The sequence below is a fragment of the Paracoccus sp. J56 genome, assembly GCF_019633685.1.
GTDB lineage: Bacteria > Pseudomonadota > Alphaproteobacteria > Rhodobacterales > Rhodobacteraceae > Paracoccus > Paracoccus kondratievae.
Window position 1 is genome coordinate 48,174 of sequence record NZ_JAFL01000010.1, and the last position, 23,858, is coordinate 72,031.

Annotated in this window: 21 protein-coding genes; 10 read left to right on the forward strand and 11 right to left on the reverse strand. The window is 65.4% G+C overall.

Going from position 1 to position 23,858, the window contains the following annotated elements:
- Nucleotides 1-183: 183 nt before the first annotated feature.
- From M511_RS09255 to M511_RS09265, 3 genes are read right to left on the reverse strand one after another with little or no spacing between them, the layout of a single operon-like run.
- Nucleotides 184-978, reverse strand: coding sequence for a hypothetical protein (locus M511_RS09255; protein WP_085502004.1), 795 nt, complete (start codon nucleotides 976-978; stop codon nucleotides 184-186).
- 26 nt (nucleotides 979-1,004) lie between these two features.
- Nucleotides 1,005-2,402 (reverse strand): TolC family outer membrane protein, encoded by a 1,398-nt coding sequence (locus tag M511_RS09260; protein WP_010391909.1) that lies wholly within the window; start codon nucleotides 2,400-2,402, stop codon nucleotides 1,005-1,007.
- Between the two features lie 23 nt (nucleotides 2,403-2,425).
- Nucleotides 2,426-3,079: a protein-L-isoaspartate O-methyltransferase family protein gene (locus M511_RS09265; protein WP_085502005.1), complete on the reverse strand. Its 654-nt coding sequence runs from the start codon at nucleotides 3,077-3,079 to the stop codon at nucleotides 2,426-2,428.
- Nucleotides 3,080-3,191: 112 nt separating this feature from the next.
- Here M511_RS09265 and M511_RS09270 point away from each other — a divergent pair, with 112 nt between their 5' ends.
- Nucleotides 3,192-3,887 (forward strand): fumarylacetoacetate hydrolase family protein, encoded by a 696-nt coding sequence (locus M511_RS09270; RefSeq protein WP_029371203.1) that lies wholly within the window; start codon nucleotides 3,192-3,194, stop codon nucleotides 3,885-3,887.
- A 9-nt stretch (nucleotides 3,888-3,896) separates the two neighbouring features.
- Here the strand turns inward: M511_RS09270 and M511_RS09275 are convergent, their stop codons facing one another.
- The 6 genes from M511_RS09275 to M511_RS09300 form a co-directional block, all read right to left on the reverse strand.
- Nucleotides 3,897-4,316 carry a PaaI family thioesterase gene (locus tag M511_RS09275; protein ID WP_085502006.1) on the reverse strand — a complete coding sequence of 140 codons (420 nt, stop codon included), beginning with the start codon at nucleotides 4,314-4,316 and terminating at the stop codon, nucleotides 3,897-3,899.
- Between the two features lie 69 nt (nucleotides 4,317-4,385).
- Complete coding sequence (locus tag M511_RS09280; RefSeq protein WP_085502007.1) at nucleotides 4,386-4,790, reverse strand: hypothetical protein; 405 nt, start codon at nucleotides 4,788-4,790, stop codon at nucleotides 4,386-4,388.
- 76 nt (nucleotides 4,791-4,866) lie between these two features.
- A complete protein-coding gene (gene selD, locus M511_RS09285) occupies nucleotides 4,867-5,910 on the reverse strand; it encodes a selenide, water dikinase SelD (protein WP_085502008.1) in 1,044 nt (347 codons plus the stop codon).
- On the reverse strand, nucleotides 5,907-9,008 hold the full coding sequence (locus M511_RS09290; RefSeq protein WP_010391898.1) for an efflux RND transporter permease subunit: 3,102 nt from the start codon (nucleotides 9,006-9,008) through the stop codon (nucleotides 5,907-5,909). The genes selD and M511_RS09290 overlap by 4 nt, the downstream gene beginning before the upstream one ends.
- A gap of 3 nt (nucleotides 9,009-9,011) precedes the next feature.
- Entirely contained in the window at nucleotides 9,012-10,181 is a 1,170-nt protein-coding gene (locus M511_RS09295; protein WP_010391897.1) for an efflux RND transporter periplasmic adaptor subunit, read from the reverse strand.
- Nucleotides 10,182-10,334: 153 nt separating this feature from the next.
- Complete coding sequence (locus M511_RS09300; protein ID WP_010391895.1) at nucleotides 10,335-10,508, reverse strand: DUF1674 domain-containing protein; 174 nt, start codon at nucleotides 10,506-10,508, stop codon at nucleotides 10,335-10,337.
- Between the two features lie 75 nt (nucleotides 10,509-10,583).
- Here M511_RS09300 and M511_RS09305 point away from each other — a divergent pair, with 75 nt between their 5' ends.
- From M511_RS09305 to M511_RS09345, 9 genes are all read left to right on the forward strand, one after another.
- On the forward strand, nucleotides 10,584-11,834 hold the full coding sequence (locus tag M511_RS09305) for an RsmB/NOP family class I SAM-dependent RNA methyltransferase (RefSeq protein ID WP_085502060.1): 1,251 nt from the start codon (nucleotides 10,584-10,586) through the stop codon (nucleotides 11,832-11,834).
- A 31-nt stretch (nucleotides 11,835-11,865) separates the two neighbouring features.
- Complete coding sequence (locus tag M511_RS09310) at nucleotides 11,866-13,515, forward strand: heparinase II/III family protein (protein ID WP_029371200.1); 1,650 nt, start codon at nucleotides 11,866-11,868, stop codon at nucleotides 13,513-13,515.
- 39 nt (nucleotides 13,516-13,554) lie between these two features.
- Nucleotides 13,555-15,144 (forward strand): bifunctional phosphoribosylaminoimidazolecarboxamide formyltransferase/IMP cyclohydrolase, encoded by a 1,590-nt coding sequence (gene purH, locus M511_RS09315; RefSeq protein ID WP_085502009.1) that lies wholly within the window; start codon nucleotides 13,555-13,557, stop codon nucleotides 15,142-15,144.
- Nucleotides 15,144-15,827, forward strand: a complete 684-nt coding sequence (gene lspA, locus M511_RS09320; RefSeq protein WP_085502010.1) for a signal peptidase II — start codon at nucleotides 15,144-15,146, stop codon at nucleotides 15,825-15,827. Before purH ends, lspA begins: the two co-directional genes overlap by 1 nt.
- Nucleotides 15,828-15,859: 32 nt before the next feature.
- Nucleotides 15,860-16,414 (forward strand): DUF3035 domain-containing protein, encoded by a 555-nt coding sequence (locus tag M511_RS09325; protein WP_010391885.1) that lies wholly within the window; start codon nucleotides 15,860-15,862, stop codon nucleotides 16,412-16,414.
- 97 nt (nucleotides 16,415-16,511) lie between these two features.
- On the forward strand, nucleotides 16,512-17,906 hold the full coding sequence (locus M511_RS09330; RefSeq protein ID WP_085502011.1) for a M16 family metallopeptidase: 1,395 nt from the start codon (nucleotides 16,512-16,514) through the stop codon (nucleotides 17,904-17,906).
- Entirely contained in the window at nucleotides 17,903-19,231 is a 1,329-nt protein-coding gene (locus tag M511_RS09335; protein ID WP_176224533.1) for a M16 family metallopeptidase, read from the forward strand. The genes M511_RS09330 and M511_RS09335 overlap by 4 nt, the downstream gene beginning before the upstream one ends.
- Nucleotides 19,232-19,274: 43 nt before the next feature.
- Complete coding sequence (mutL, locus tag M511_RS09340) at nucleotides 19,275-21,092, forward strand: DNA mismatch repair endonuclease MutL (RefSeq protein WP_085502012.1); 1,818 nt, start codon at nucleotides 19,275-19,277, stop codon at nucleotides 21,090-21,092.
- A gap of 67 nt (nucleotides 21,093-21,159) precedes the next feature.
- Entirely contained in the window at nucleotides 21,160-21,531 is a 372-nt protein-coding gene (locus tag M511_RS09345; protein WP_029371198.1) for a DUF3775 domain-containing protein, read from the forward strand.
- 3 nt (nucleotides 21,532-21,534) lie between these two features.
- On the opposite strand, the gene M511_RS09350 is transcribed toward M511_RS09345, so the two are convergent.
- Both M511_RS09350 and M511_RS09355 read right to left on the reverse strand, forming a co-directional pair.
- Nucleotides 21,535-22,722 carry a PQQ-dependent sugar dehydrogenase gene (locus M511_RS09350; protein ID WP_010391879.1) on the reverse strand — a complete coding sequence of 396 codons (1,188 nt, stop codon included), beginning with the start codon at nucleotides 22,720-22,722 and terminating at the stop codon, nucleotides 21,535-21,537.
- Nucleotides 22,723-22,784: 62 nt separating this feature from the next.
- On the reverse strand, nucleotides 22,785-23,846 hold the full coding sequence (locus M511_RS09355) for a saccharopine dehydrogenase (protein ID WP_085502013.1): 1,062 nt from the start codon (nucleotides 23,844-23,846) through the stop codon (nucleotides 22,785-22,787).
- Nucleotides 23,847-23,858 lie beyond the last annotated feature (12 nt).

Below are 23,858 nucleotides of genomic sequence, written 5' to 3' on the forward strand. Positions count from 1 at the left end.
GCGACAGTCGCTGACCGGCAGATCCAATCCATCAGTGAATGGCAGCTTGAGCAAACCAAGTCAGGGCAAGCCTTTTCAGGGTATTGTGGACGGGTTCTGGTACTTGACCGGCCCCAGCACCACCATTCGCGATGGGCGGGGGCCGCTACCCCACCCTATGCGGCATTCAGGCGGTTGCCTTGCTCAGTCTTGTTCGCACATCTGACGCAGCGCCAGCTCGATCTCGTGGCGGATCATTTGCTGCAGATTGCGGCTAAGGCGGTTGCCGATCTCTCCCTGAAGCTCTTGCCGGATCGCCTCGCGAATCAGGCCGCGCAGTTGGGGGCCGTTCTGCGGTCCTTTGTCCCTGGGCGCAAAGAGATGCGGCTCGCTACTATCGCGGGCAGAGGCAATGCTGTCCTCCATCTCGACGACAGGAGTTGCGGGGGTTGCGGGTGTGCTCACATGCAGCATGGCTTCTTCCATTTCCGTGATAGTAGCGGGTCCTTGCAGCGAAAGGTCGGGGGTGCTGCTGCTGATCATTTCGATCGCAGCAGGGGCCGCCGTATCGAACGACGGCGGTTCCGTGTCACTGTCGGAGGTAAGATCATCCGCCCGTTCTGGCTTGGTCACGCGCGCCTCGGGCAGGGCGTCGGAGAGCATTTCAGGCTGATCGGCGTTTTCCATCACAGCATGCACCTCTGGCAGTGCGGCTGGCGGCTCAGCCTGATCCTCGGGATCGGGTGCGACCATGGCGTTTACATCCAGCACCAGCGGTGTCACGCGCGCTGCTGTTGCGGGTGGCTCGGATGACACCAGCTCGATCCGGGCGCTGGTCGGACCTGCGAGGTCGCGGGTGATCCGCGGGCCAGAGGGATGATCCGGGCTGTGGCTGCCGGCAGTGTCCTGATCGATAAGCTTGCGGATCGAGGACAGGACATCGCCGATATGATCCGGCATCGGGGCCGGAGTCGGTTGGCGCATCATTTCATGCTGCATGATGCGCCCCCGTAGCAGGGGCGGGATTAGTCCCTGCCGATGGCGCGCAGGACCCGGTCCAGGCTTTTGCCCTGCCTGCTGGTATAAGGTGCGTCCTGCACCGCGTTGTAATAGGCCGAAGGGTCATAGGTCGGTATCCCCAGTTTCAGGTTTTCCACCGTCAACAGACCCATAGCAGCCAGAAGTTGATAATGTGCTAATTGCAGATTGGCTTCCGCCGAGATTTTATTGGCACGCGCCTCAAGCAGCGACTGCTCGGCGTCCAGCACGTCCAGAGTGGTGCGGGCACCCAGCGTCGCCTCTTCGCGCACGCCTTCGTAGGCTTGCCGTGCTGCGACGATCTGTTCGTCAATGGCGCGAATCTGCGCCTTTGCGACGTCGATTCCCGCCCAGGCCTGACCGACCGCCTCGTTAACCTGACGCGAAACCTGCAGCAGCGACGCCCGTGCCTCGTCCCGTCGCGCCATGGCCTTGCGATGGGCCGCCGGCAGGCGTCCACCGGAATAGATCGTCTGCGACATGCTGACCGACGCGCCAATATCGTTCGTCGTCGTTTCGCGTTGCGTCTGCACCGACATATCGTGCGAACGGCCAATGCCGACCGTACCGCTGAGGGTCGGGTTACGCTCGGCCTCGGCCGCAGCGACGCCCAGTTCGGCCGCGGCGGCCAGACGTTGCGCCTGCTGGATCGCCGGATGGCTGCGCTGTCCGATCTGCCGCGCCGCCTCCAGCGTGGCGGGCAGGGCGGGCGTGGGCGGGGGCGGGGAAAGCTTGCCCGGCGCACGGCCCGTAGCGGTGCGATAGATTTCGCGTGCGATCTCAAGCTCTCCTCGCGCAGAGGCGAGGCTGGCGCGCGCGGCGGCAAGGGCTGCGTCGGCCTGTGCGACGTCGGTCTGGGTGATCTCGCCCACCTCGAACCGGTCCGAGGCGGCCTGCTGTTCCTGACCGATCACCCGCACCGAGTTTTCCTGCAGATCGACCTGTTCAGTCGTGCTGCGTACGTTCAGATAGGCCTGGACGGCCCCCAGGAGGACATCCTGTTCAACCCCGACCAGCGCGGCGCGGGTGGCCAGAACGGTTTCCTTGGCGGCGTCGATGGCGATGGCGTTGCGGCCCCAGTCGTAAAGCGTGATCTGGGCTTGCAGCGCGATGCTGGTCGAACGGCCGATCCGGCTGTTATCGACCTTTTGAAAGCTGTGCTCGGCGATCCATTGCACCACCGGGCGCAGCTGGGCGAGGGCCGTCGCCACATCCTCGTCCGCGGCACGCAGGACGGCGCGATTCTGCTCAAGCAATGCCGAGTGGCGATAGGCCGCGACCATGGCATCGGCCAAAGTCTCGGCCGAGGCGGGCAGGGCGGTCGCCCCTGCAACAATGGCTGCGATCAGTGGTCGCCGCAGGGTTTCGAACGTTCTGCGAAACATGCCTTGGCCTTTCGTGTCGGCAGTCACAAGACGAAGCCTCTGGGCCGTACGAACCCCGGCAGAACCGGGGCGTCGGCATTGAAGGCAAAGCGCCAGTTCACCCGGCCGTCCAGCTTCTGGCCGATGCGGGCGGTGCCCAGATTGCCTTCGCGGAACAGCGCGACGATGCGGCCGCCTTCGCTTAGCTGCTCAACCAGGCCTTCGGGCAGTTCTTCGATGGCGCCTTCGATCAGAATGGCGTCATAGGGGGCCTGACCGGCACAACCTTCGGCCAGCGGGCCCTGAACCACGGCGACGTTAAAGACGTCCTGCGCGGCAAGCCGGCTTTCAGCCTCGGCAGCCATGCCGGCATCTTCTTCGACCGCGACGACGGCTTCGACGATGCGGGCCATGACGGCGGCTGCATAGCCGTAGCCACAGCCGATATTCAGAACCAGATCTTCGGACTGAAGGTTCAGCGTGTCGATCATCTTGCCCAGCGTGCGCGGCTCTAGCAGCACGCGGCCGGGGATGAGGTCGATGTTGTTGCCGACATAGGCAACTTCACGGCGTGCCTCGGGGACGAACTGTTCGCGCGGGACGTTCAGCATCGCCTCGATCACGGGGTAGCTGGTCACATCGTTGGGGCGAACCTGGGTATCGACCATATGGGTGCGGCGCTGCGCGAAATCGGTCATTCTGAGACCCTGCTCTCGGTTGGCTTTGATGCTCTCTTGCCATGAAATTCCCGGTTGGGCAACGGCAGCCGGCACGCTTGCCGCGACGGTGTTGCCGTGGCAGGGTCGCACCATGACCGGATATCTGTTCCCTTTGCCCCCGCCCGCTGCACTGCCCATCCTGGGGCAGAGTACTGAATTCCCCGTCAATCGCATCTTTTGCGTCGGGCGCAACTATGCTGCCCATGCCGCCGAGATGGGGTCCGAGGTTGACCGCGAAGCGCCTTTCTATTTCCTCAAATCTGCCCATGCGGTCAGAAAAAGCGGCACGATTCTGCCCTATCCGCCCGGCACGGCCGACCTGCATCACGAAATCGAGCTGGTCGTTGCCATCGGCCTTTCGGCCTTTCGCATCGGTGCTGATGACGCAATGTCAGCAGTCTGGGGCTATGGTTCGGGGCTGGACATGACGCGGCGCGATTTACAGGCGCGGGCCAAGGACAAGCGCCACCCCTGGGATCTGAGCAAGAATTTTGAAGGCGCGGCGGCGATCTCGGCCCTGACCCCGGCGGCGGGCTTCACCCCCGGTGCCCAAAGCATCCGGCTGGAGGTGAACGGCGATCTGCGGCAAGAGGGTCAGGTTTCGGACATGGTCTGGACCATACCCGAGCTGATTGCCGATCTGTCACGATATTATCATCTCGCGCCGGGGGATCTGATCATGACCGGCACGCCATCCGGTGTCGGGGCGGTCGGACCGGGTGATCGTCTGGCTGGCGGGGTCGAGGGGCTGGCGCAGGTCGAACTGACCATCGGCCCGGCTGAATAGCGGGCCGGTTCAGGCCGGTTCCTTCCATTCAATCACCAGTTGCGTCTGGATCACCACGGCGGCAAGTTTGCCGTCGCCACGCAGGATATCGGTCTGCCAGATCATCGTGGTGCGGCCCAGATGCAGCGGTTTCGGCCGCGCCTCGGCCACATCGCCCAGCCGGATCGGGCGCAGGAAGTTGGTCTTGCTTTCCATCGTCGTGGTCGTCGCCCCAGCCGGCAGGCGCAGATGGGTTGCGGTGCCAGCGGCATGGTCGGCAAGGCTCATGATCGCGCCGCCATGCAGGACGCCGTTGCGATTGGTCAGGGCCGTGGTCACGGGCATATGCAGGACGACCTCGTCCAGCGTGGCCGAGATGACCTGCATCCCCAGCGATTCGGAATAGGGCGCATGCACATCTATGGCGGCGGCTGGCTGGCTGTCGGGCATCGCGGCTGTCTCCCCTGTTTCGCCCGCATCTTGGGCGGGGGCGGGGACCGCGTCAATCGCTGTGCTCTGTCAGCAGGGTGCCGTCGGTTCGGGCCGTCCGGCAAGATCAAGGCCCCGCGCGGTCGGCGGCTGCCATGTCCGGGTGGCATGATGCGCGCCCGAAGGGTTGGTCCCGATCTGAGAGCCTCCGGTCCCGCCCGTCCAGCCGGTCGAGCCCGAGTTGGCGGGCGCGGTGCCGTCAGTCGAGGCGGTCTCGGGCGTTGCCGGTTCGGCCTTGCCAGCGGCGGGCGGGCATTCGCCAGCGGATGCTGCTGCTGTCTCGGCCGGTTGCGGCGCTGGTGCGGGGGTAGCCCCGGCAGGGACGGTTTCCGTGGTCGCGGGCTCTGTTGGTGCTGTCTGGGCGGACAGAGGCGCGGCCAGACAGGCCAGCGCCATGCTGAGCGCGGCAAGGCGGGGCAGGGAAATCTGCGGCATGGTGCGTTCCTCCTTTGCCCCAACGCCCGCCCGGGCGCCGGGGTTCCGCACTGTCCCGCCGCCCGGTCCGCCAGCCTTATTCGACCACGATGCCAGCCGGGCCTTCCTCGGTCTGGCCGATGATCGCTGCCAGCGGGAAACCGGCGGTACGGACCATCGCCAGTACCTCATCGGCCGAACCGGGCGCGCAGGCGACAAGCAGCCCGCCCGAGGTTTGCGGATCGGTCAGCAGCGCCTGCTGCCATGGGGTCAGCCCCTCGGGCAGCGTGACCTCGGCCCCATAGGCGGCCCAGTTCCGATTCGATGCGCCGGTGACAAATCCCGCCTCGGCCAGTTCGGCGGCGCGGGACAGCAGCGGAAGCTCTGCCAGTTTCAGCCGCAGGCGCAGCCCCGCACCCCGTGCGATCTCCAGCCCATGGCCCAGGATGCCAAAGCCGGTCACATCGGTGATGGCGTGGACGTCCTCGCGTTTGGCAAGATCGGCACCCACCTGATTCAGCGTGGTGGCCGATGCGATCATCTCGGCCACTCCGGCTGCGTCCAGAACGCCTTTCTTGATCGCGGCGGAATAGATCCCGACGCCAAGACCCTTGGTCAGGATCAGCGTATCGCCGGCGCGCGCATCGGCGTTACGCCGCAGCTCGGACGGGTGGCAGATGCCGATCACCGCAAGGCCATAGATCGGCTCGGGCGAGTCGATGGAATGGCCGCCGGCGACAGGGATACCCGCCTGCAGGCAGATCTCGCGCCCGCCTTCAAGGATGTCGCGGATTTGCGCGGGGGCAAGCTTGTCGATCGGCATGCCAAGGATCGCCAGCGCCATGATCGGCCGCCCGCCCATGGCGTAGATATCCGAAATCGCATTGGTGGCGGCGATGCGGCCAAATGCGCGCGGATCGTCCACCATCGGCATAAAGAAATCGGTGGTGGCGATGACGCAGGTGTTGTCGTCGACCTGCCAGACCGCGGCATCGTCCGAGGTTTCGGTCCCGACCAGCAGTTGCGGAAAGGCCTGCGCCACCGGCTGATTGGCCAGCAATTCGCGCAATACCGAAGGCGCAAGCTTGCAGCCGCAACCGCCGCCATGCGCCAAAGAGGTCAGTCGGGGAAGATCTTTCATGTCCGGGCACTCCTGTCGGTCAGCCGCCGTACGGTAACGTAGAAAGCCGGGACCATGAAGATGCCTAGGAAGGTTGCCGCCATCATACCGCCCATGACCCCGATCCCGATCGAGTTCTGCGCGGCCGCCCCGGCCCCTGTGGCGACCGCCAGAGGCAGCACGCCAAGGATGAAGGCCAGTGAGGTCATCAGGATCGGCCGCAGCCGCAGCCGCGCGGCCTCGACCGCTGCTTCTACGGCGCTGCGACCCGCGGATTGTTGCAGGTCCCGGGCAAATTCGACAATCAGGATGGCGTTTTTGGCGGCAAGGCCGATGGTGGTCAGGATGCCGACCTTGAAATAGACGTCATTGGCCTGACCAAAGGCCAGCGCCGCGACGACCGCGCCAAGAACACCCACCGGCACTGCCAGCATGACCGAAAACGGGATAGACCAGCTTTCGTAAAGCGCGGCCAGCGACAAAAACACCACCAGCGCCGACAGCGCGAACAGAAATGGCGCCTGATTGCCGGCCTGGCGTTCCTGATAGGACAGGCCGGTCCAGGCGGTGGCGTAATTGCCCGGCAACTGCGAAACCAGCTCTTCCATCGCGGCCATCGCCTCGCCCGAACTGGCGCTGTCGCTTTGCTGGCCGCTGAACTCGATCGCGTCGATACTGTCCATGCGCGACAGGCTGGGTTCGACCGGTTCCCAGCGGGTGGTCATAAAGGCCGAAAAAGGCACCATCTCACCATCGGCATTGCGGGCATACCAGCTGTCCACGTCCTCGGGCTGCATGCGGTTTTCGGCGGCTGCCTGCACGATGACCGGGCGCAGCTGGGCGCCAAGCGCAAAGTCGTTCACCTCGGTTCCGGCAAAGATGGTTGAAAGCATCGCGTTCACGCCCGACAGGCTGACGCCCAGGCTTTCGGCCTTTTGCTGGTCGATGTCGATTTTCAGCGCGGCCTCGTTCTCGGCACCGCTGCTTTCGACGTTTTGCAGGCGCGGGTCAGCAGCGGCCGCCTGTTCCAGCGCCTCGGCGGCGCGGGTCAGCGCCTCGGTCCCGGCGCCGGCCTGATCCATCAGATACATGCTGAAGCCCGCGGCATTGCCAAGCCGAGGAATGGCGGGGGGTTGCAGGAAAGCGATCCGTCCCGCCCGGTGCCCGGCAAAGCGCGCATTGGCGCGCGAAGCCACGGCGCTGGCCGCAAGTGCGGGGTCCTGCCGTTCGTCAAAGTCGCGCAGCTTGACAAAGATCATCGCCCGGCTTTGCGAATTACCCGAAAAGCCAAAGCCCATGGCGACAAAGACCGACTCGACTGCCTCGCTTTCCTCGTTAAGCATATAATCTTCGATCTCTTGCACGACGGCGGCGGTCTGTTGGGCGGTCGAGCCTTCGGTCAGGGTGATGCGCGATTGCAGCACGCCCTGATCCTCGGACGGGATAAAGGTGGTGTTCATCCGCCCGAAAAGCTCGGCCGCGCCAAAGCTGATTGCGGCCAGCACCAGCATGACCAGCAGCGGGCGGCGCAGGGTACGGCGGACGGTGGCCGAATAGCCGCGCGTCATCCGCTCGAACCCGGCGTTGAACCAGCGCGCGGGGGCAAAGCGGGTCGGCCCGTGGCTTTGCCGCAAAAGGCTGGCGCACATCGCCGGCGTCAGGATCAGCGCCACCAATAGCGACAGCACCATGGCAGTGATGATCGTGACCGAGAACTGGCGATAGATCACCCCGGTCGAGCCGGGCATGAAGCCCATGGGCAGAAACACAGCCGACAGGACCAGCGCGATGCCGATCAGCGCGCCGCTGATCTGGCCCATGCTTTTTTCGGTGGCCTCGACCGGGCCAAGCCCGTCCTCTTCCATCACGCGCTCGACGTTCTCGACCACGACGATGGCGTCATCGACCAAAAGGCCGATGGCCAGCACCATGGCAAACATCGTCAGCGTGTTGACCGAGTATCCCAGCGCCGCCAGCATTCCGAAGGTGCCCAGCAGCACCACCGGAATGGCGATGATCGGGATCAGCGTCGCGCGCCAGTTCTGCAGGAACAGCAGGATGACCAGAAACACCAGCACGATGGCCTCGATCAGGGTGTGATAGACCTTTTCGATCGACAGCTCGACAAAGGGGGCGGTGTCATAGGCGATATGGATCTCGACCCCTTCGGGCAGGGCGTTTTTCAGGCCATCCAATGTCGCCCGCACGGCGTTTGCCGTTTCGACCGCATTGGCACCGGTGGCGAGGTTCACCGAAAAGCCCGAGGCGTTCATGCCGTTAAAGCGTGAATCCCGGCCATAGCGGGTCTGGCCGATGGCGACTTCTGCCACGTCCCCCAGCCGCACGGCTGCGCCATCCGACCCGGTTTTCAGCAGGATGTTGCGGAAATCCTCGACCGAGGTCAGCTGGCTTTGCGCGGTGATATTGGCGGTGAACTGCTGGCCGGGCACCACCGGCTGTTCCCCCAGCGCCCCGACCGATACGGTGCTGTTCTGCTGGGCGACCGCAGTGGTGATATCGGTCGGAGTCAGCTGGAATTGTGCCAGCCGCAGCGGGTCCATCCAGATCCGCATGGCATAACCCGAGCCAAAGACATCGACACCGCCGACGCCCTGCGTGCGCTTGACCGGACCTTCGACCACCTGTTCCAGCAGGTTGCCAAGCTCAATGGTCGAGTGCTGGCCGGTGGTCGAGACCAGCGCCCCCACCATAAGGATCGACGAGGATGATCGCGAGACCGAAACGCCATCATTCTGCACCGGTCCGGGCAGGCGGCCTTCGACCGAGCGGACCTTGGACTGTACCTCGTTCAGTGCATCGACCGGGTCCACACTGTCGTCAAAGGTCAGCGTGATGACGCTGCGCCCGGTTGATGAGGATGAGACGGTGTAAAGCAGCCCGTCCAGCCCGGTCAGCGCGTCCTCGATCGGTGTAGTGACCGAATTCTGCACCGCCCGCGCTGTCGCCCCGGAATAGCCGGCGCTGATGCGGATCGTCGTCGGGGCGATGTCGGGGTATTGCGAAACCGGCAGGCTCAGCAGCGACCAGGTGCCGATCAGCATGGTCACGATGGCCAGCACCCAGGCAAAGACCGGGCGGTGAATGAAAAATCCAGCCATGCCCTAGCCTTCCTTGCTATCCGTGGCCTCGCGCACCACGCCTTCGGCATCGATGGTGACCGGGATGGTGGTGACCTCTGATCCGGCGCGCAGGTTGTCCAGCCCGTCAAGGATCAGCTGTTCGCCGGGGTTGATGCCCTGTGTCACGATCCAGCTGTTGCGGTAGCTGCCCTGTTCGATCAGCGTCACCTGCTGGGCCTTGCCATCGCGGGCGACAAAGGCGGTCAGCGTGCCGTCCGAGGCGCGGCTGGTTGCGCGCTGGGGCACCAGTACCGCGCGGGTCGTGCCGAGCGTCAGCTTTACCCGCAGGAACTGGCCGGGCAGGATCATCCGGTCGGGGTTATCGAACTGCAGCCGGATCGGCACCGTGCCCGTGGTGGGTGAGACGGCGATGCCGGGGCTGACGATACGCCCCTCTCCCTGATATTCCCCGCCGGTTTCAAGGATCAGCTGGGTCTTGACCCCGCCGTTGACGACCAGAAGGCCGGCCTTGATCCGCTCGCGCACCCGCAGCATCCGGGCGCTGGATTCAGAGACATCGACATAGATCGGGTCAAGCTGGGTAATGGTGGTCAGAACCTCGGACTGGTTTGCCGTGACCAGATCCCCGACCGACACCGCCGCTACATCGGCCATGCCGTCCAGCGGGCTGCGGATCTCGGTCCGTTCAAGCGCAAGGCGGGCGGCGTCCCGCGAGGCCTCGGCGGATTTCAGATTGGCCTCGGCCTCTTTCAGGGCCACTTCGGCATTGGCGCGCTCGACGGCCGAGACACCCGACCCCTCAAGCCGCCGATAGCGCGTGACGGTGTTCTGGGCCTGGGTAAGGCCAGCCTCGGCACCTGCAACGGCGGCCTCGGCGGCGGTCAGTGCAGCGGCCAGCGTTTCAGGGTCGAGGCGGAAAAGCACATCGCCCGCCTTGACGGGTTTGCCGGGGTCGTAAGAGATTTCAAGCACTTCTCCGCCGACCTGCGGGCGGATACCGGTTTGCTGATAGGCAATCGCGCGGCCGGGCAGGGTAACGGTATAGGGGACGTCCTCTTCGGTGGTGACGATCACCCCGACCTCGATCGGGCCCTGTGGCCCGCGCCTGTCCGGACCTTGCTGTGCCAGTGCCTGTCCTGCCAGCAGCAGCGTCAGCGCCGCCCATTTCAAAATCCCCTGCCCAGAGGCCATCTGCCGTTCCTTGCGGTTTGGTGGTTGGCGCATTCTTTAAGCGGCGAACCCCAATGGCAAGTAAACGGCGGACCCACCTCTGTTCACGGATTCGCCATCACGGCAGAGTGGGCAGAATATGTCCAAATGCTCGCGCAGCGAGGCGCGCGAGGCTTAGAAATCGACGCAGAGGCCCTTACGCTCATAGTCGCCATAGCGCACCGGCTCGGGCCCGTCGCGCCCGCCCAGTTCAACCGGCAGGTCCAGCGGTTTGGCCTTGCGGCGGCGTTCTTCGGCTTCGGCCAGGGCGCGCTGGGCGGCAGGCGGCAGATCCTTGCGGTCGGTCATGGCAGTTTCCCCTGCTACACGCTAGACCAGACCAATCTAGGCAAGAGGCAGGCTTTGGACAAGTCACGCGGCAAGATGGTCAGGGATGGGGCGCGTTCGGGCGCCCTGCGGCTGCTCGGAGCGGTCGAGGCAGGTGCGACGCTGGACGAGGCCGCCGCGCAGGTTGAGCGTCTGCCGCCGGCCGAGCGTGCCCGCGCCCGCCGTCTGGCGCTGGAGGTGCTACGGCGCATGGATCGTGCGGACCAGCTGCTTGCACCGATGCTGGCCCGTCCCCCGCGGCCCGAGATCATGCGCATCCTGCGGCTCGCGACGATCGAGATGCTGGCGCTGGCCGAGGCTCCGCATGGCGCGGTGAATGCTGCTGTTGCGCTGGCGCGCGCCATGGGCCCCAAAGGGCAGGCGGCAGCCGGGATGGTGAACGCGGTACTGCGTAAGGTCGCGGGCACTGGTCAGGTCTGGGCCGGGCTGACGCCGCAAAAGATGCCGTCATGGCTGCGTGGCCCGGTCGTTGATGCATGGGGCGAGGATGCCGCGCGTGCCATCGAGGCCGCACACGAGGCAGGCGCGCCCCTTGATCTGACGCCCAAGGGTGCGGATTGCCCAGGAGAGGCGCTGCCGACCGGTTCACACCGCATGTCTGTGGGGACGCAGGTTTCTGCACTGCCGGGTTATGCTTCGGGCGACTGGTGGGTGCAGGATGCCGCTGCCGCGCTGGCGGTACGGGTGCTTGACCCGCGCCCGGGTGAGCGGATCGCCGATCTTTGTGCCGCGCCGGGCGGCAAGACGCTGCAACTGTCTGCCGCCGGGGCCGAGGTCACGGCGCTGGATATCTCTGAGCCCCGTCTGGCGCGGGTGGCTGAAAACCTTGCCCGCTGTGGTCTTTCGGCGCGGCTGGTGGCGGCGGATGCGCTGGAATGGCGGCCAGAGGCACCTTTGGATGCGGTTTTGCTGGATGCACCCTGTTCGGCCACCGGCACCATTCGCCGTCATCCCGAACTGCCGCGCATCCGCGATGACAGTGCGCTGGCCGAACTGACCGATCTGCAGGCGCGGTTGCTGGACCACGCGCTGACGCTGCTGAAACCCGGTGGGCGGCTGGTCTATGCCACCTGCTCATTGCTTTGCGCTGAGGGAGAGGACCAATTGGCCGCCCTGCTTGTCCGCCACCCCGGCCTGATGGTCGAGTCGCCCGAGGCACCGGGTATCGAGCCGGGCTGGATCACCCCGCAAGGCGGGCTGCGCCTGCGCCCGGATCTGTGGCCGGAACGCGGCGGGATGGATGGGTTCTTCATCGCGCGCTTGCGAAAATCCGCTGACCAGACCTAAGGTTAAGCCGTCCTTAGTCAATGCGTTGCCCATGACCGAAAGTTCTGTTGCGCCAAGGGGGTTTCTGCGCCGCCCCGAACCCAAAGCCATCGGCCATCCCGGTCGCGGCGAACAGATCGTCGGCGGCACGCTGCATCTTGGCGGCTTTACGCTGAGCGATGATTTCTTTGCCGCCGACCTGCCGCCCACCGTCGCGGCCGAGCTGCACGGCTTTGGCTGGCTGGACGATCTGGCCGCGGTCGGTACGCCCAGGGCCCGGGCGGTGGCCCAGAACCATGTTATGCGCTGGTTGCGCCTGCACCCCGAACCGGCGCCCGGCACGCCGGAATGGTCGCCCGAGGTTTCGGGACGCAGGGTGTTGCGCTGGATCTTTCACGCCGGGATGATTCTGCCCGGTCTGGACCGTAGTGGGGCCGAACCCTATTTCGACGCGCTTGACCAGCATCTTAGCCACCTGCGCGATTGCTGGTATGACGCCGCCGACGGGCTGTGCCGGCTTGAGGCGCTGGCGGGGCTGGCGATTGGCGCCATGCTGCTGCGCGACCGTCACGCCATGGCCCAGCCGGCGTTGATTGCCCTGGCCGAAGAGGCTGACGCCATGGGCATTGCCACCCTGTCCGAAACGCGCGCCCCCGAATCGCTGCTGGAGGCGATGGCGCTGCTTGTCTGGGCGCAGGAGGTCGCTGATGAGGTGGGGCAGGAATCCCCGCCCGAACTTGGCGCCATCATCTCGGAAATCGCCCCGATCCTGCGGGCGCTGCGCCATGCCGACGGTTCGCTGCCCTGTTTCCATGGCGGCGGCCGGGGCGCGGCGGGGCGGCTGGATCGCTGTCTGCGCGCTGCCGAAGGGCCCGCGCTGCCGGTCAGCGGTCTTGCCATGGGCTTTGCCCGCATGACACGGTCGCGCACCACGCTGATCCTTGACGCGGCACCTCCGCCCGGGGGTCCGGCTGCCGTCCGCGCCCATGCCTCGACGCTGGCTTTTGAGCTGACGGTAGCGCGCCAGCCCCTGATCGTGAACTGCGGCCCGGGCGACGGTTTCGGCCCGCTATGGGCCAGGGCCAGCCGCGCCACGCCCTGCCATTCGGCGCTGTGCCTGGCCGGGCTGTCTTCGTCACGGCTGAACCCCAACCGTCAGGAGGGAGAGCCCGATATCCTGACCGAGCGTCCCGATCTGGTCTGGGCCGGCGATTGCGATGCGCTTGGCAACCTGACCACCCCGGATTGCGGCCCGGCGCATTCGCCTGAACCCGCGCATCTGCTGGCCGGCCACGACGGCTGGCTGGCCAGCCACGGGCTGACCCATCTGCGGGAATTGTGGCTTGATCCCGACGGTCTTGGGCTGCGGGGCGAGGATTCGCTTGCGGCGCTTGATGCCAGTGCCCAGGCCCGGCTTGAGCAGGTCCGCCCCGAGGGCGGTCTGGCCTTTGACGTCCGTTTCCACCTGCACCCCGAGATTCAGGCCCGCCAGCAGGGGCAGGAAATCCATCTGACCCTGCCCGGCGGCGATGAATGGCTGTTTTCGCATGATGGCGTCGGAGAGCTGCGGCTTGAGGCGTCCTGCCTGCTTGACCGGGCACTGGCCGAGCCGCGCCCATCGCGTCAGATGGTGATTTCTGCGCGATTGCAGGGCCGCGCCATCCAGATCTGCTGGACCTTGGCGCGCTCCGGCGCTAGGTGACGGGCCAAATCTGTCATCCATTTCACGGGGCCCAGACCGATGACCGACCGCATTCCGCTGAAGCGCGCGTTGATTTCCGTTTCCGACAAGACCGGGCTGATCGATTTCGCGCGGGCGCTTTCGGCGCGGGGCGTCGAGATCCTGTCCACCGGCGGCACTGCCAAGGCGCTGCGCGAGGCAGGGCTGAGTGTCGTTGACGTCGCCGATGTCACCGGCTTTCCCGAGATGATGGACGGCCGCGTCAAGACGCTGCACCCGGTCGTGCATGGCGGCCTGCTGGCCCTGCGCGACAACGAAGAGCATATGGCCGCTGCCAGCTCGCATAATATCGGGATGATCGACCTGCTGGTCGTGAACCTTTATCCGTTCGAGGCGACGGTCGCCAAAGGCGCAAGCTACGAAGACTGCATCGAAAACATCGATATTGGCGGCCCGGCGATGATCCGCGCGGCGGCCAAGAATCACGCCTTCGTGACCGTGGTGGTGGACGTTCAGGATTATTCCGCCGTCTTGGCCGAGCTGGATGCCAACGACGACGCCACGACCCTGGGCTTTCGCCAGCGTCAGGCGCAGATCGCCTATGCGCGCACGTCTGCCTATGACGCTGCGGTCTCGGGCTGGATGGCCGGGGCGATCGGCGAAGAAACCCCGCGCCGCCGCAGCTTTGCCGGCACCCTTGCCCAAGGCCTGCGCTATGGTGAGAACCCGCACCAGTCCGCCGCCTTCTACCGCGACGGTTCGGACCGGCCCGGCGTTGCCACCGCGCAGCAGTGGCAGGGCAAAGAGCTGAGCTATAACAACATCAACGACACCGACGCGGCCTTTGAACTGGTGGCCGAGTTCGACCCGGCCGAAGGGCCGGCGGTGGCGATCATCAAACACGCCAACCCCTGCGGTGTGGCGCGCGGCAAGACGGCGGTCGAGGCCTATCGCCGCGCCTTTGACTGCGACCGCACCTCGGCCTTTGGCGGCATCATCGCGCTGAACACGGTTCTGGACGGTGAAACCGCGCAGGCAATCACCGAGATCTTTACCGAAGTGGTGATCGCGCCCGATGCCACCGACGAGGCAAAGCAGATCTTTGCCGCCAAAAAGAACCTGCGCCTTCTGACCACTGGCGGGTTGCCTGATCCGGCGGCCCCTGGGTTGGCCTTCCGGCAGGTCGCGGGCGGTTTTCTGGTGCAGGGCCGTGACAATGGCCGCATCCTGCGCGCCGATCTGAAAGTCGTGACCAAGCGCAAGCCGGGCGAGCAAGAGCTTGAGGACCTGCTTTTCGCCTGGACCGTTGCCAAGCACGTCAAGTCGAACGCCATTGTCTATGCCCGCGATCTTGCCACCGTCGGCATCGGCGCCGGTCAGATGAGCCGCGTCGATTCGACCCGGATCGGCAAGCGCAAATCCGAGGACATGGCCGAGGCGCTGGGTCTGACCGAGGCGCTGACCATCGGTTCGTCGGTTGCCTCTGACGCCTTCTTCCCCTTTGCCGACGGGGTCGAGGCGCTGGCTGCAGCCGGGGCGCGGGCGGTGATCCAGCCCGGCGGCTCGATGCGTGACGCTGAGGTGATCGAGGCGGCAGACCGTCTGGGCCTTGCCATGGTCTTTACCGGCCAGCGGCATTTCCGTCACTGATGGCCGAGACCGCGACCCCCCAGCCGCGTAAGAAATCTGCGGCACCCCGGCGGCGCTCAAAGAAACCGGCGCCCCCGGTCTGGCGTCCTGTCATCCTGACGGCGGGGGTGATTTTCCTGCTGGATCAGGTGCTGAAATATCTGGTCGTGCATATGATGCGGCTCGACCGGGTGCGCGAAATCGACCTGTTCGATCCGTGGCTGAACCTGCGCATGGCCTGGAATCAGGGCATGAACTTTGGCCTGTTCGCCAGCGATGTCGACATCATGCGCTGGGTTCTGATCGCGATTGCGCTGGCGGTCTGTCTGTGGGTCGTGATCTGGATCCGACAGGCAAAGCCTTCGCGCTTTGCCCAGATCGCGGCGGGGCTGCTGATCGGCGGGGCTTTGGGCAATGTCGTGGACCGGCTGACCTATGGGGCGGTCGCGGATTTCCTGAACATGTCGTTGCCCGGCTGGCGCAACCCCTATAGTTTCAACGTCGCGGATATTGCCATCTTTCTTGGTGCTTTGGGGCTGGTTCTGCAGCCGCCGGAAAGCAAGAAGGGTACAAAAAAGCGCAAGGCTCCTGCCAAGCCCCGGCAGGCCAGATCCCGCCAGCCCGAACCTGCGGCGCAGCCCGAGGCGTCGGGCGATGCGGCCTTTGACGACAAGACCCGTGACGAGGACGGGAATACGCGCTAAGAACGGCGCGGGACGAATAAGAGGGACGGAAGATGCGGGCGATCGCACTGATCTTGACCATGCTGGGCCTTGCCGCCTGCAGCACCGATCCGCACCTGATGAACATCAATGCCGGGCGGACAAGTCCCGACGAATTCGCCATCCTGCCCACCAAGCCGCTGCAAATGCCGACGGATCTGAACGACCTGCCGGCTCCGACGCCGGGTGGCTCGAATATTACCGATCCGACGCCGCGCGCCGATGCCGTTGCCGCCCTGGGGGGTAATCCGGCGCAGCTTTCGGCCCAGGGGGTCGGGGCAGCGGATGGGGCGCTGATCGCCTATAGCTCGCGGCTGGGCCGCGACGGCACCATCCGCCAGACCACCGCGCAAGAGGATGCCCAATGGCGTAGCCGTCATTCGCGTCGCCTGCTTGAGGTGCTGGCGCGGACCAATGTCTATTACCGCGCCTATGAGCCTATGACGCTGGACAGCTGGGCCGAGCTTGAGCGTTGGCGCCCGACCGGCGTGCTGCTGCCCGCCGCGCCGCCGCGCAACCGGGGTGTGCCTGCGCCGGCAGCCCCTGAAAGAAGCGTGCTGCGCGACTGATTCCGCGCGTATCACGCTTAGGTGACGGGCGGCAGGCTTGCGCGCCCGCGCCGGGCAAGGCAGCTTCTGGGCGCGCACCCGGAACCGGAGCCTGCCCATGAATATCCTTTCCCGCCTGACACCTTTTGCACTGGTGCTGGCCGCCACGCCTGCACTGGCCGAGATGCCAAAGGGAATCAGCCACTTCACGCTTGATAACGGGCTTGAGGCCGTGGTGATCGAGGATCACCGCGCCCCGGTTGTCGTGCAGATGCTGTGGTATCGGATCGGCTCGGCTGATGAACAGCCCGGCAAGTCGGGCATTGCCCATTACCTCGAGCATTTGATGTTCAAGGGCACTGACAAGCTGGCAGCGGGTGAGCTGTCCAAAACCGTGACCGCCAATGGCGGCATGGACAACGCCTTTACCAGCTATGATTTCACCACCTATTTCCAGCGTATCGCCAGCGATCGCCTGCCGCTGATCATGGAGATGGAATCAGACCGCATGGCGAATCTGCGTATTGGTGAGGATGACTGGCAGGCCGAACGGCAGGTGGTGCTTGAGGAACGCTCGCAGCGCACCGACAGCGACCCCGGTTCGCAATTCGCCGAAGAGCGCAGCGCGGTTCAGTTCTATAACCATCCCTATGGCCGCCCGGTGATCGGCTGGCGCCAGGAGATGGAGGGTCTGACGCGCGAGGACGCGATCGCCTGGTACGATGCCCATTACGCGCCCAATGCCGCCGTGCTGGTGGTGGCGGGCGACGTAACCGCCGATCAGGTCCGCGAACTTGCGCAGAAATATTACGGTCCGGTGCCGCCCAAACCCGACGCCGCCCGCAAACCGCGCCCGCAAGAGCCGGTCCAGCGCTCGCCCCGCCGCATTGAGCGTGTTGACGCCCGTGTGGCCCAGCCGGTGCTGATCCGCACTGTGATTGCGCCCGAACGCAACCCCGGTGACCAACAGACCGCCGCTGCCTTGACCGTGCTGGCCGATCTGTTGGCCGGCTCGGCCCAGACCTCGGTTCTGGCGCGCGATCTGGTGCTGACCGGCAAGGCGCTTTACGTCAATGCCTTCTATGACGGGCTGTCGGTCGATCCGACCACCTTTGGCATCTCGCTGGTGCCGGTGCCGGGCGTCCCGAATGACGAGGCCGAGGCGGCTCTGGACGCGGCGCTGACGAAATTCCTGACCGACGGTCCCGACCCTGCCCAGCTTGAACGGGTCAAGACCAGCATCCGCGCCGCCCGCGTCTATGCCCAGGATTCGGCGCATGGCCGCGCCTATGATTATGGTCAGGGCCTGGCGGTCGGTCTGACGGTCGAGGATGTGAACGACTGGCCGGATATCCTTGCCGCTGTAACGCCCGAGGATATCCGTGCCGCCGCAAAACTGGTGCTCGACAGCAAGGTCAGCGTCACCGGCTGGCTCTTGCCCGCGCCTGACACGACGGACGAGGCTGCAAGATCGGCCTCGGCAGACGCCGCCAAATCAGGGGAAATCGAATGATCCGCGCTGTCTTTACCCTCGCCTTTGCTGCGCTGGTCAGCCTGACTGCCATGGGTCAGGGTGCGCGCGCTATTGATATTCAGGAGATCACCTCGCCCGGTGGCATCAAGGTGTGGCTGGTCGAAGATCACTCGATTCCCTTTACTGCGCTGTCGCTGATGTTCAGGGGCGGCGCCAGCCTTGATGCGCCCGGCAAGCGCGGCCAGATCAGCCTGATGACCGCCTTGCTTGAGGAAGGCTCGGGCGACATGAGCTCGGTCCAATATGCCGAGGCGGTCGAGGGGCTGGGCGCGCAGAACCGCTTTGACGTTGGCGATGACGCGCTGATCGTCAGCGCCCGTATGTTGACCGAAAACCGCGATCAGGCAGCCGGGCTGCTGCGTCAGGCGCTGACCGAGCCGCGTTTTGACCCCGACGCGGTCGAGCGGGTGCGCGGACAGTTGCAAGCGGTGATCCGTTCCGAGGCGACCGATCCCAATGCCATTGCCGCCAAGGAACTGGCGCGACAGGCATGGGGCGATCATCCCTATGCCACCTCGGTCAACGGCACTGCCGGATCCGTTGCCAGCCTGACCCGTGATGATCTGGTCGCGGCCAAGGATCGTATCCTCGCCCGGGATCGCGTGGTCGTCGCGGCGGCGGGCGACATCACTGGCGAGGAACTGGGCAAGCTGATCGACAGCGTGCTGGGCGGGCTGCCTGAAACCGGCTTGGCCCCCTTGCCCCAGCCCGCCAGCCTGCAACTGACCGGAGGCGTGACGGTGATAGACTGGGACAGCCCGCAAACCGTGGTGAATTTTGCCCAACCCGGTCTGCCCATGTCCGACCCGGATTATTTCGCGGCCTTCGTCGCGGATCACATTCTTGGCGGCGGCGGTTTTTCCTCGCGCCTGATGGAAGAGATCCGCGAAAAGCGTGGCCTGACCTATGGCGTGGGCACCGGTCTGTCGAATGGTGTCTATGGCGAGACATGGCAGGGCGGCATGGCCAGCGCCAATGACAAGGTGGCCGAGGCGGTTGATCTGATCCGGCAGGTCTGGGACCGTTTTGTCACCGAAGGCGTGACCGAAAAGGAACTGGCCGATGCCAAGACCTACCTGACCGGGGAATATCCGCTGCGTTTCGATGGCAATGGCAAGATCGCGTCGATTCTGGCGGGGATGCAGCTGATCGGCCTGCCGGCTGATTACGTGAATACCCGGAACAGCAAGATCGAGGCCGTCACTGCCGAGGATGTGCAGCGCGTCGCGCGTCGCCTGCTGCATTCCGATCAGATTCGCTTTGTTCTGGTCGGTCGGCCCGACGGGGTTGAGGCGACCGACTGACGAATCCTTTCCCGCCTTGCCCGAAACTGCTAAATATGGGGTTATGAACACCCATGACCCCAATATGCGCCCGGTGATCCGGCAACTGGACGAGGCGGCCGCCAACCGCATTGCCGCTGGTGAGGTGGTCGAGCGGCCGGCCTCGGCGGTCAAGGAACTGGTCGAGAACGCATTGGATGCCGGTGCCACCCGCATCGAGGTGGCGATTGCCAAGGGTGGCAAGGCGCTGATCCGCGTTACCGATGACGGTTGCGGCATGACTGCCGAGGACTTGCCTCTGGCGCTTGCCCGCCATGCGACCAGCAAGATCGACGGCAGCGACCTGCTGGATATTCGCAGCTTTGGTTTTCGCGGTGAGGCTTTGCCCAGCCTGGGCGCGGTCGGGCGACTGCGTATTGCCAGCCGTGCCGCGGGGTTTGACGGGGCTGAAATCTCGGTCTCTGGCGGTCGTATCGGTTCGGTCAAGCCTGCCGCTGGCAATCGGGGCACGGTGGTCGAACTGCGCGATCTGTTCTTTGCCACCCCTGCCCGGCTCAAGTTTCTGCGCACGGACCGGGCCGAGACGCAGGCCGTGGCCGATGTCATCCGCCGCCTTGCCATGGCCGAACCCTATGTCGGCTTTATCCTGACCGATGAGGACGAGGCGCGGGTACTGTTCCGCGCCGATGCCGAACAAGGCGATCTGTTCGGCGCCCTGCAAACACGGCTGTCGCGGGTCATGGGTCGCGATTTTATCGACAACGCCCTGCCGATCGACGCCGAGCGGGACGGTATCACTCTGACCGGCTTTGCCGCCTTGCCGACCTATTCGCGCGGCGCGGCGGTTGCGCAGCATCTTTACGTGAACGGTCGTCCGGTTCGCGACAAGCTGCTGACCGGGGCGCTGCGGGCCGGTTATATGGATGTGCTGCCTTCGGGGCGTCACCCGGCGGCGGTGCTGTTTGTGACCTGCGACCCGCATCAGGTCGATGTCAACGTCCACCCCGCCAAGGCCGAGGTGCGTTTCCGCGAACCGGGGATCGCGCGCGGGCTGGTCGTTTCGGCCCTGCGTCACGCGCTGGCGGGGGCGGGGCATCGTGTCTCATCGACTGTGGCAACGGCGGCGCTGGGTCTTGCGCGGCCTGAGCCGCAGCCCGAAGCTCCGCGCCGCTATCAGGCAAGCTACGCCCCCTCTCGCCCCTCGGCTCCGGCGATTGCAGCCAGCCTTGCCCTGCAGGCGCCGGGCTTTGCCGAATCGCCCTCGGCCCGCGTCGAGCCGGAGCCCGGGGGCGAGGCGCAGACCGACGCCCCGCTGGGCGCGGCCCGCGCGCAACTGCACGAAAACTGGATCATCGCCCAGACCTCCAATGGCATCGTCATCGTCGACCAGCACGCCGCGCATGAGCGGCTGGTTTATGAGCGGCTGAAGGCGCAGCAAGAGACGAACGGCATCGCCAGTCAGGCCCTGCTGATCCCCGAGATCGTCGAACTGTCCGAGGCCGACGCCCAGCGGATTCTTTCAATCGCCGGGGATCTGGCCGAGCTGGGTCTGGTGATTGAACCTTTCGGCGGTGGTGCGGTGGCGGTACGCGAGGTGCCGGTGCTGGTCAAACGGCTGAACGTCCAGCGACTGATCCGCGACATTCTCGACGATCTGGCCGATCAGGGCACATCCGAGCGGCTGCGGGCGCGGGTCGACGCGGTCCTGTCCTCAATGGCCTGTCACGGCTCGGTCCGTTCGGGACGGCGCATGACGGCGGATGAGATGAACGCCCTGCTGCGCGAGATGGAGCGGGTGCCGAAGTCGGGCCAGTGCAACCATGGCCGCCCGACCTGGATCGAGCTCAAGCTTTCGGATATCGAGCGGCTGTTTGGACGGTGACCGTACGGCCGTGATTGACCCCGTCGTTGCCCGGCGCGACAAAGGGGCAAAGACCGGAGGTGCAGCCATGCTGGAAATCAGCCCCGAAAAGATCGCCCATGTCATCATCCGCGCGCGCGAATATGACAGCGGGGTAAACCCTTGGGCGCATAGCGGGCAGCGCAGGGGCCATGGAACCGAAACCGAGCTTGCCGAATTCATCGCCGGTCTGAACGAGGATGAGCAGGCAAGCCTTGTCGCGGTGATGTGGATTGGCCGCGATACCTTTGCCGCCGAAGATCTGACCGAGGCGATTCGCACCGCCAAGGCCGAGCGCCGCACCCCGACCGAGGATTACCTGATGGGCGAGCCCCAGCTTGCCGATTACCTCGAAGCCGGGATGGAGGCTTTGGGCCTGTCCCCCGAAGAGGAAGAGGACAACCTGCAACGTCCGGTCTGACCCTCAGCCCCGGGCAAGCCGGATCAACGCTCCGCCGTCGGTCAGGATCAGGATCGCGCCATCGGGGGCAACCTCGATATCGCGGACGCGGCCGATGCCCTCGACAAGGCGCTGTTCGCCGCTGACGCGGTCGCCGGTGATCCGCAGGCGCACCACGGCCTGTGCTTGCAGGCCGCCGATCAGCGCGTCGCCGCGCAGCTCGGGAAACATTGTGCCCTGATAAAAGACCATGCCGCTGGGGGCGATGACCGGGTCCCAGTAATAGACCGGCTGCTCCATCCCCTCGCGTTGGGTGATGCCCTGGCCGATGGGCGCGCCGCTGTAATCCTGCCCATAGGTGATGATTGGCCAGCCGTAGTTGCGCCCTGGCTGCGGGCGGTTGAGCTCATCCCCGCCGCGCGGGCCGTGTTCGACCGTCCACAGCCGACCCTGTGCGTCAAGCGCCGCTGCCTGAAGGTTGCGGTGGCCAAGGGACCAGATCTCGGGCCGCGTGTCACCCTGAGCGGGGGGATTGCCCGGTGCAGGGCCGCCGCTTGCCGGATTGATGCGCAGGACCTTGCCCAGATGGGTGTGCGGGTCCTGGGCCAGCTTGCGTGGCTCGGGCAGCGATCTTTCGCCTGTGGTGACGAAAAGCTGCCCTTGCTGGTCAAAGATCAACCGCGAACCGAAATGCAGGGTCGAGGCCCATGCCGGCTCTTGCCGAAAGATCACGCGCACGCCCTCAAGCGCCTTTCCGTCTGCTGATAGCTTTCCGGTGCCGACCGAGGTGCTGTTGCGCCCCTCGCCGCGTGGTTCTGAAAAGCTGAACCAGACCTGCCGTGTCCGGGAGAAATCCGGTGCGACTGCCACATCCAGCAGACCACCCTGGCCGCGGGCGTCGACAGCGGGCAGGCCCTTGATCGGGTCTGAAAGCTTGCCATCGCGGAAAAGCCGCATCCCGCCACTACGCTCGGTGATCAGCAGCCCGCCATCAGGCAAAAGCGCCATCCCCCATGGGCTGTCGAGCCCGCGAATAAGCGTGCTGCGGGCAATCGGGATGTCCTGATGGATTTCGGGCGCACGGGTCTGGCCGGGAAAGGCCGGGCTTTGGTCACGGGCATTCGGGGGACGGTCGTTCAACTCGGCCATCGCTGCAGGCGCAGCAAGGCCGAGGACGAGCGTGGCGGCAAGGGTGCGTCGGATAGTGTTCATGATCGCCTCCGGTCCCGGATCGGTTCGCAAGCTCAACGGTCCGGGGCGGCTTGTGTTCCCCTTTACGCTGAAAGCGCCGCGAGATGGTCGCGAAACAGCGCGCCGGCCCGGCCCCATGCGCCCTGATCTATATGATCAAGCTGCTTGAGGACTGGCAAAAGCTGTCCGGCATAATCAAGCGAGCTTTCGCGCGGCAAAAGTGACGGCAGATTGTCGATTGCCATCACATCCAGCGGTGGTTGCTCGGCGACGCGTATCACCGGCCGGGCCCAGTCCGTCACCCGGTCATAGACCTTGACCGGGTTGAAGCTGCTGGAGGGATCGCAGGCCACATCGCCGATCACGGTTAGCAGGCGGCCGGGATTGACCGCATTGGGCGGGACAAAGACCGGAGTTTGCGGGCTGGCGAGAATGCAGTTGATGAACATCTCATGGGCAAGGACCTCTGGGAACGGGCCGCCGCCTGCGGTTTCGGCCATGTCCCATTTCGTCACCCGTACCCCCATCCGCGTCAGCAGGTCCGAGGCCCCGCTACCCACCCGCCCCAGCGCGCCGATGACGATGGTATGGGGACGCGGGGCGCCGGTCGCGTCCAGTTCGGCCCGTAGCTCTGTCTCAAGCGCGTCTTGCGAAGGCCAGGTATCAACCGGCCCGCAGATGCCACCCCTTCGCTGGGCCGCCCATGCCTTTAACGTCACTGCTGCACCGGCATACCCGGCCCAATAACCAAAGGCTGCCAGCCTGCGGCCATTGTCGTCGGTCAGGTATTCCAGATCGTAAAGGGTGCCGCCCCCGTCGCGGAACCGGCGCAGCAGCGCTTGCCCGGCGGGCTGTCCCTTATAGGCGTGGCCGAACATGATGTGCCGATGGGCAAGCGGCGCACCGTCTTCGGGCAGCTCCTTGATGCCAAAGATGATCGCATCGCCTGGGGCGTCGGGCCAACTGTCATTGGGGGCGATCGCGGCCCCTGCTGCCCGGTAATCGGCGATAGGCAGGATGCGATGCGGGCTTTCCTCGACCGTGACGCGGAAGCCTTGGTCAATCAGCGCGGCCACGCCTTCGGGCGTGACGCCGACCCTTTGCTCATTGGCGCGGCTTTCCGCGCGGACCCAAAGATGAACCAAGCATGCCTCCTT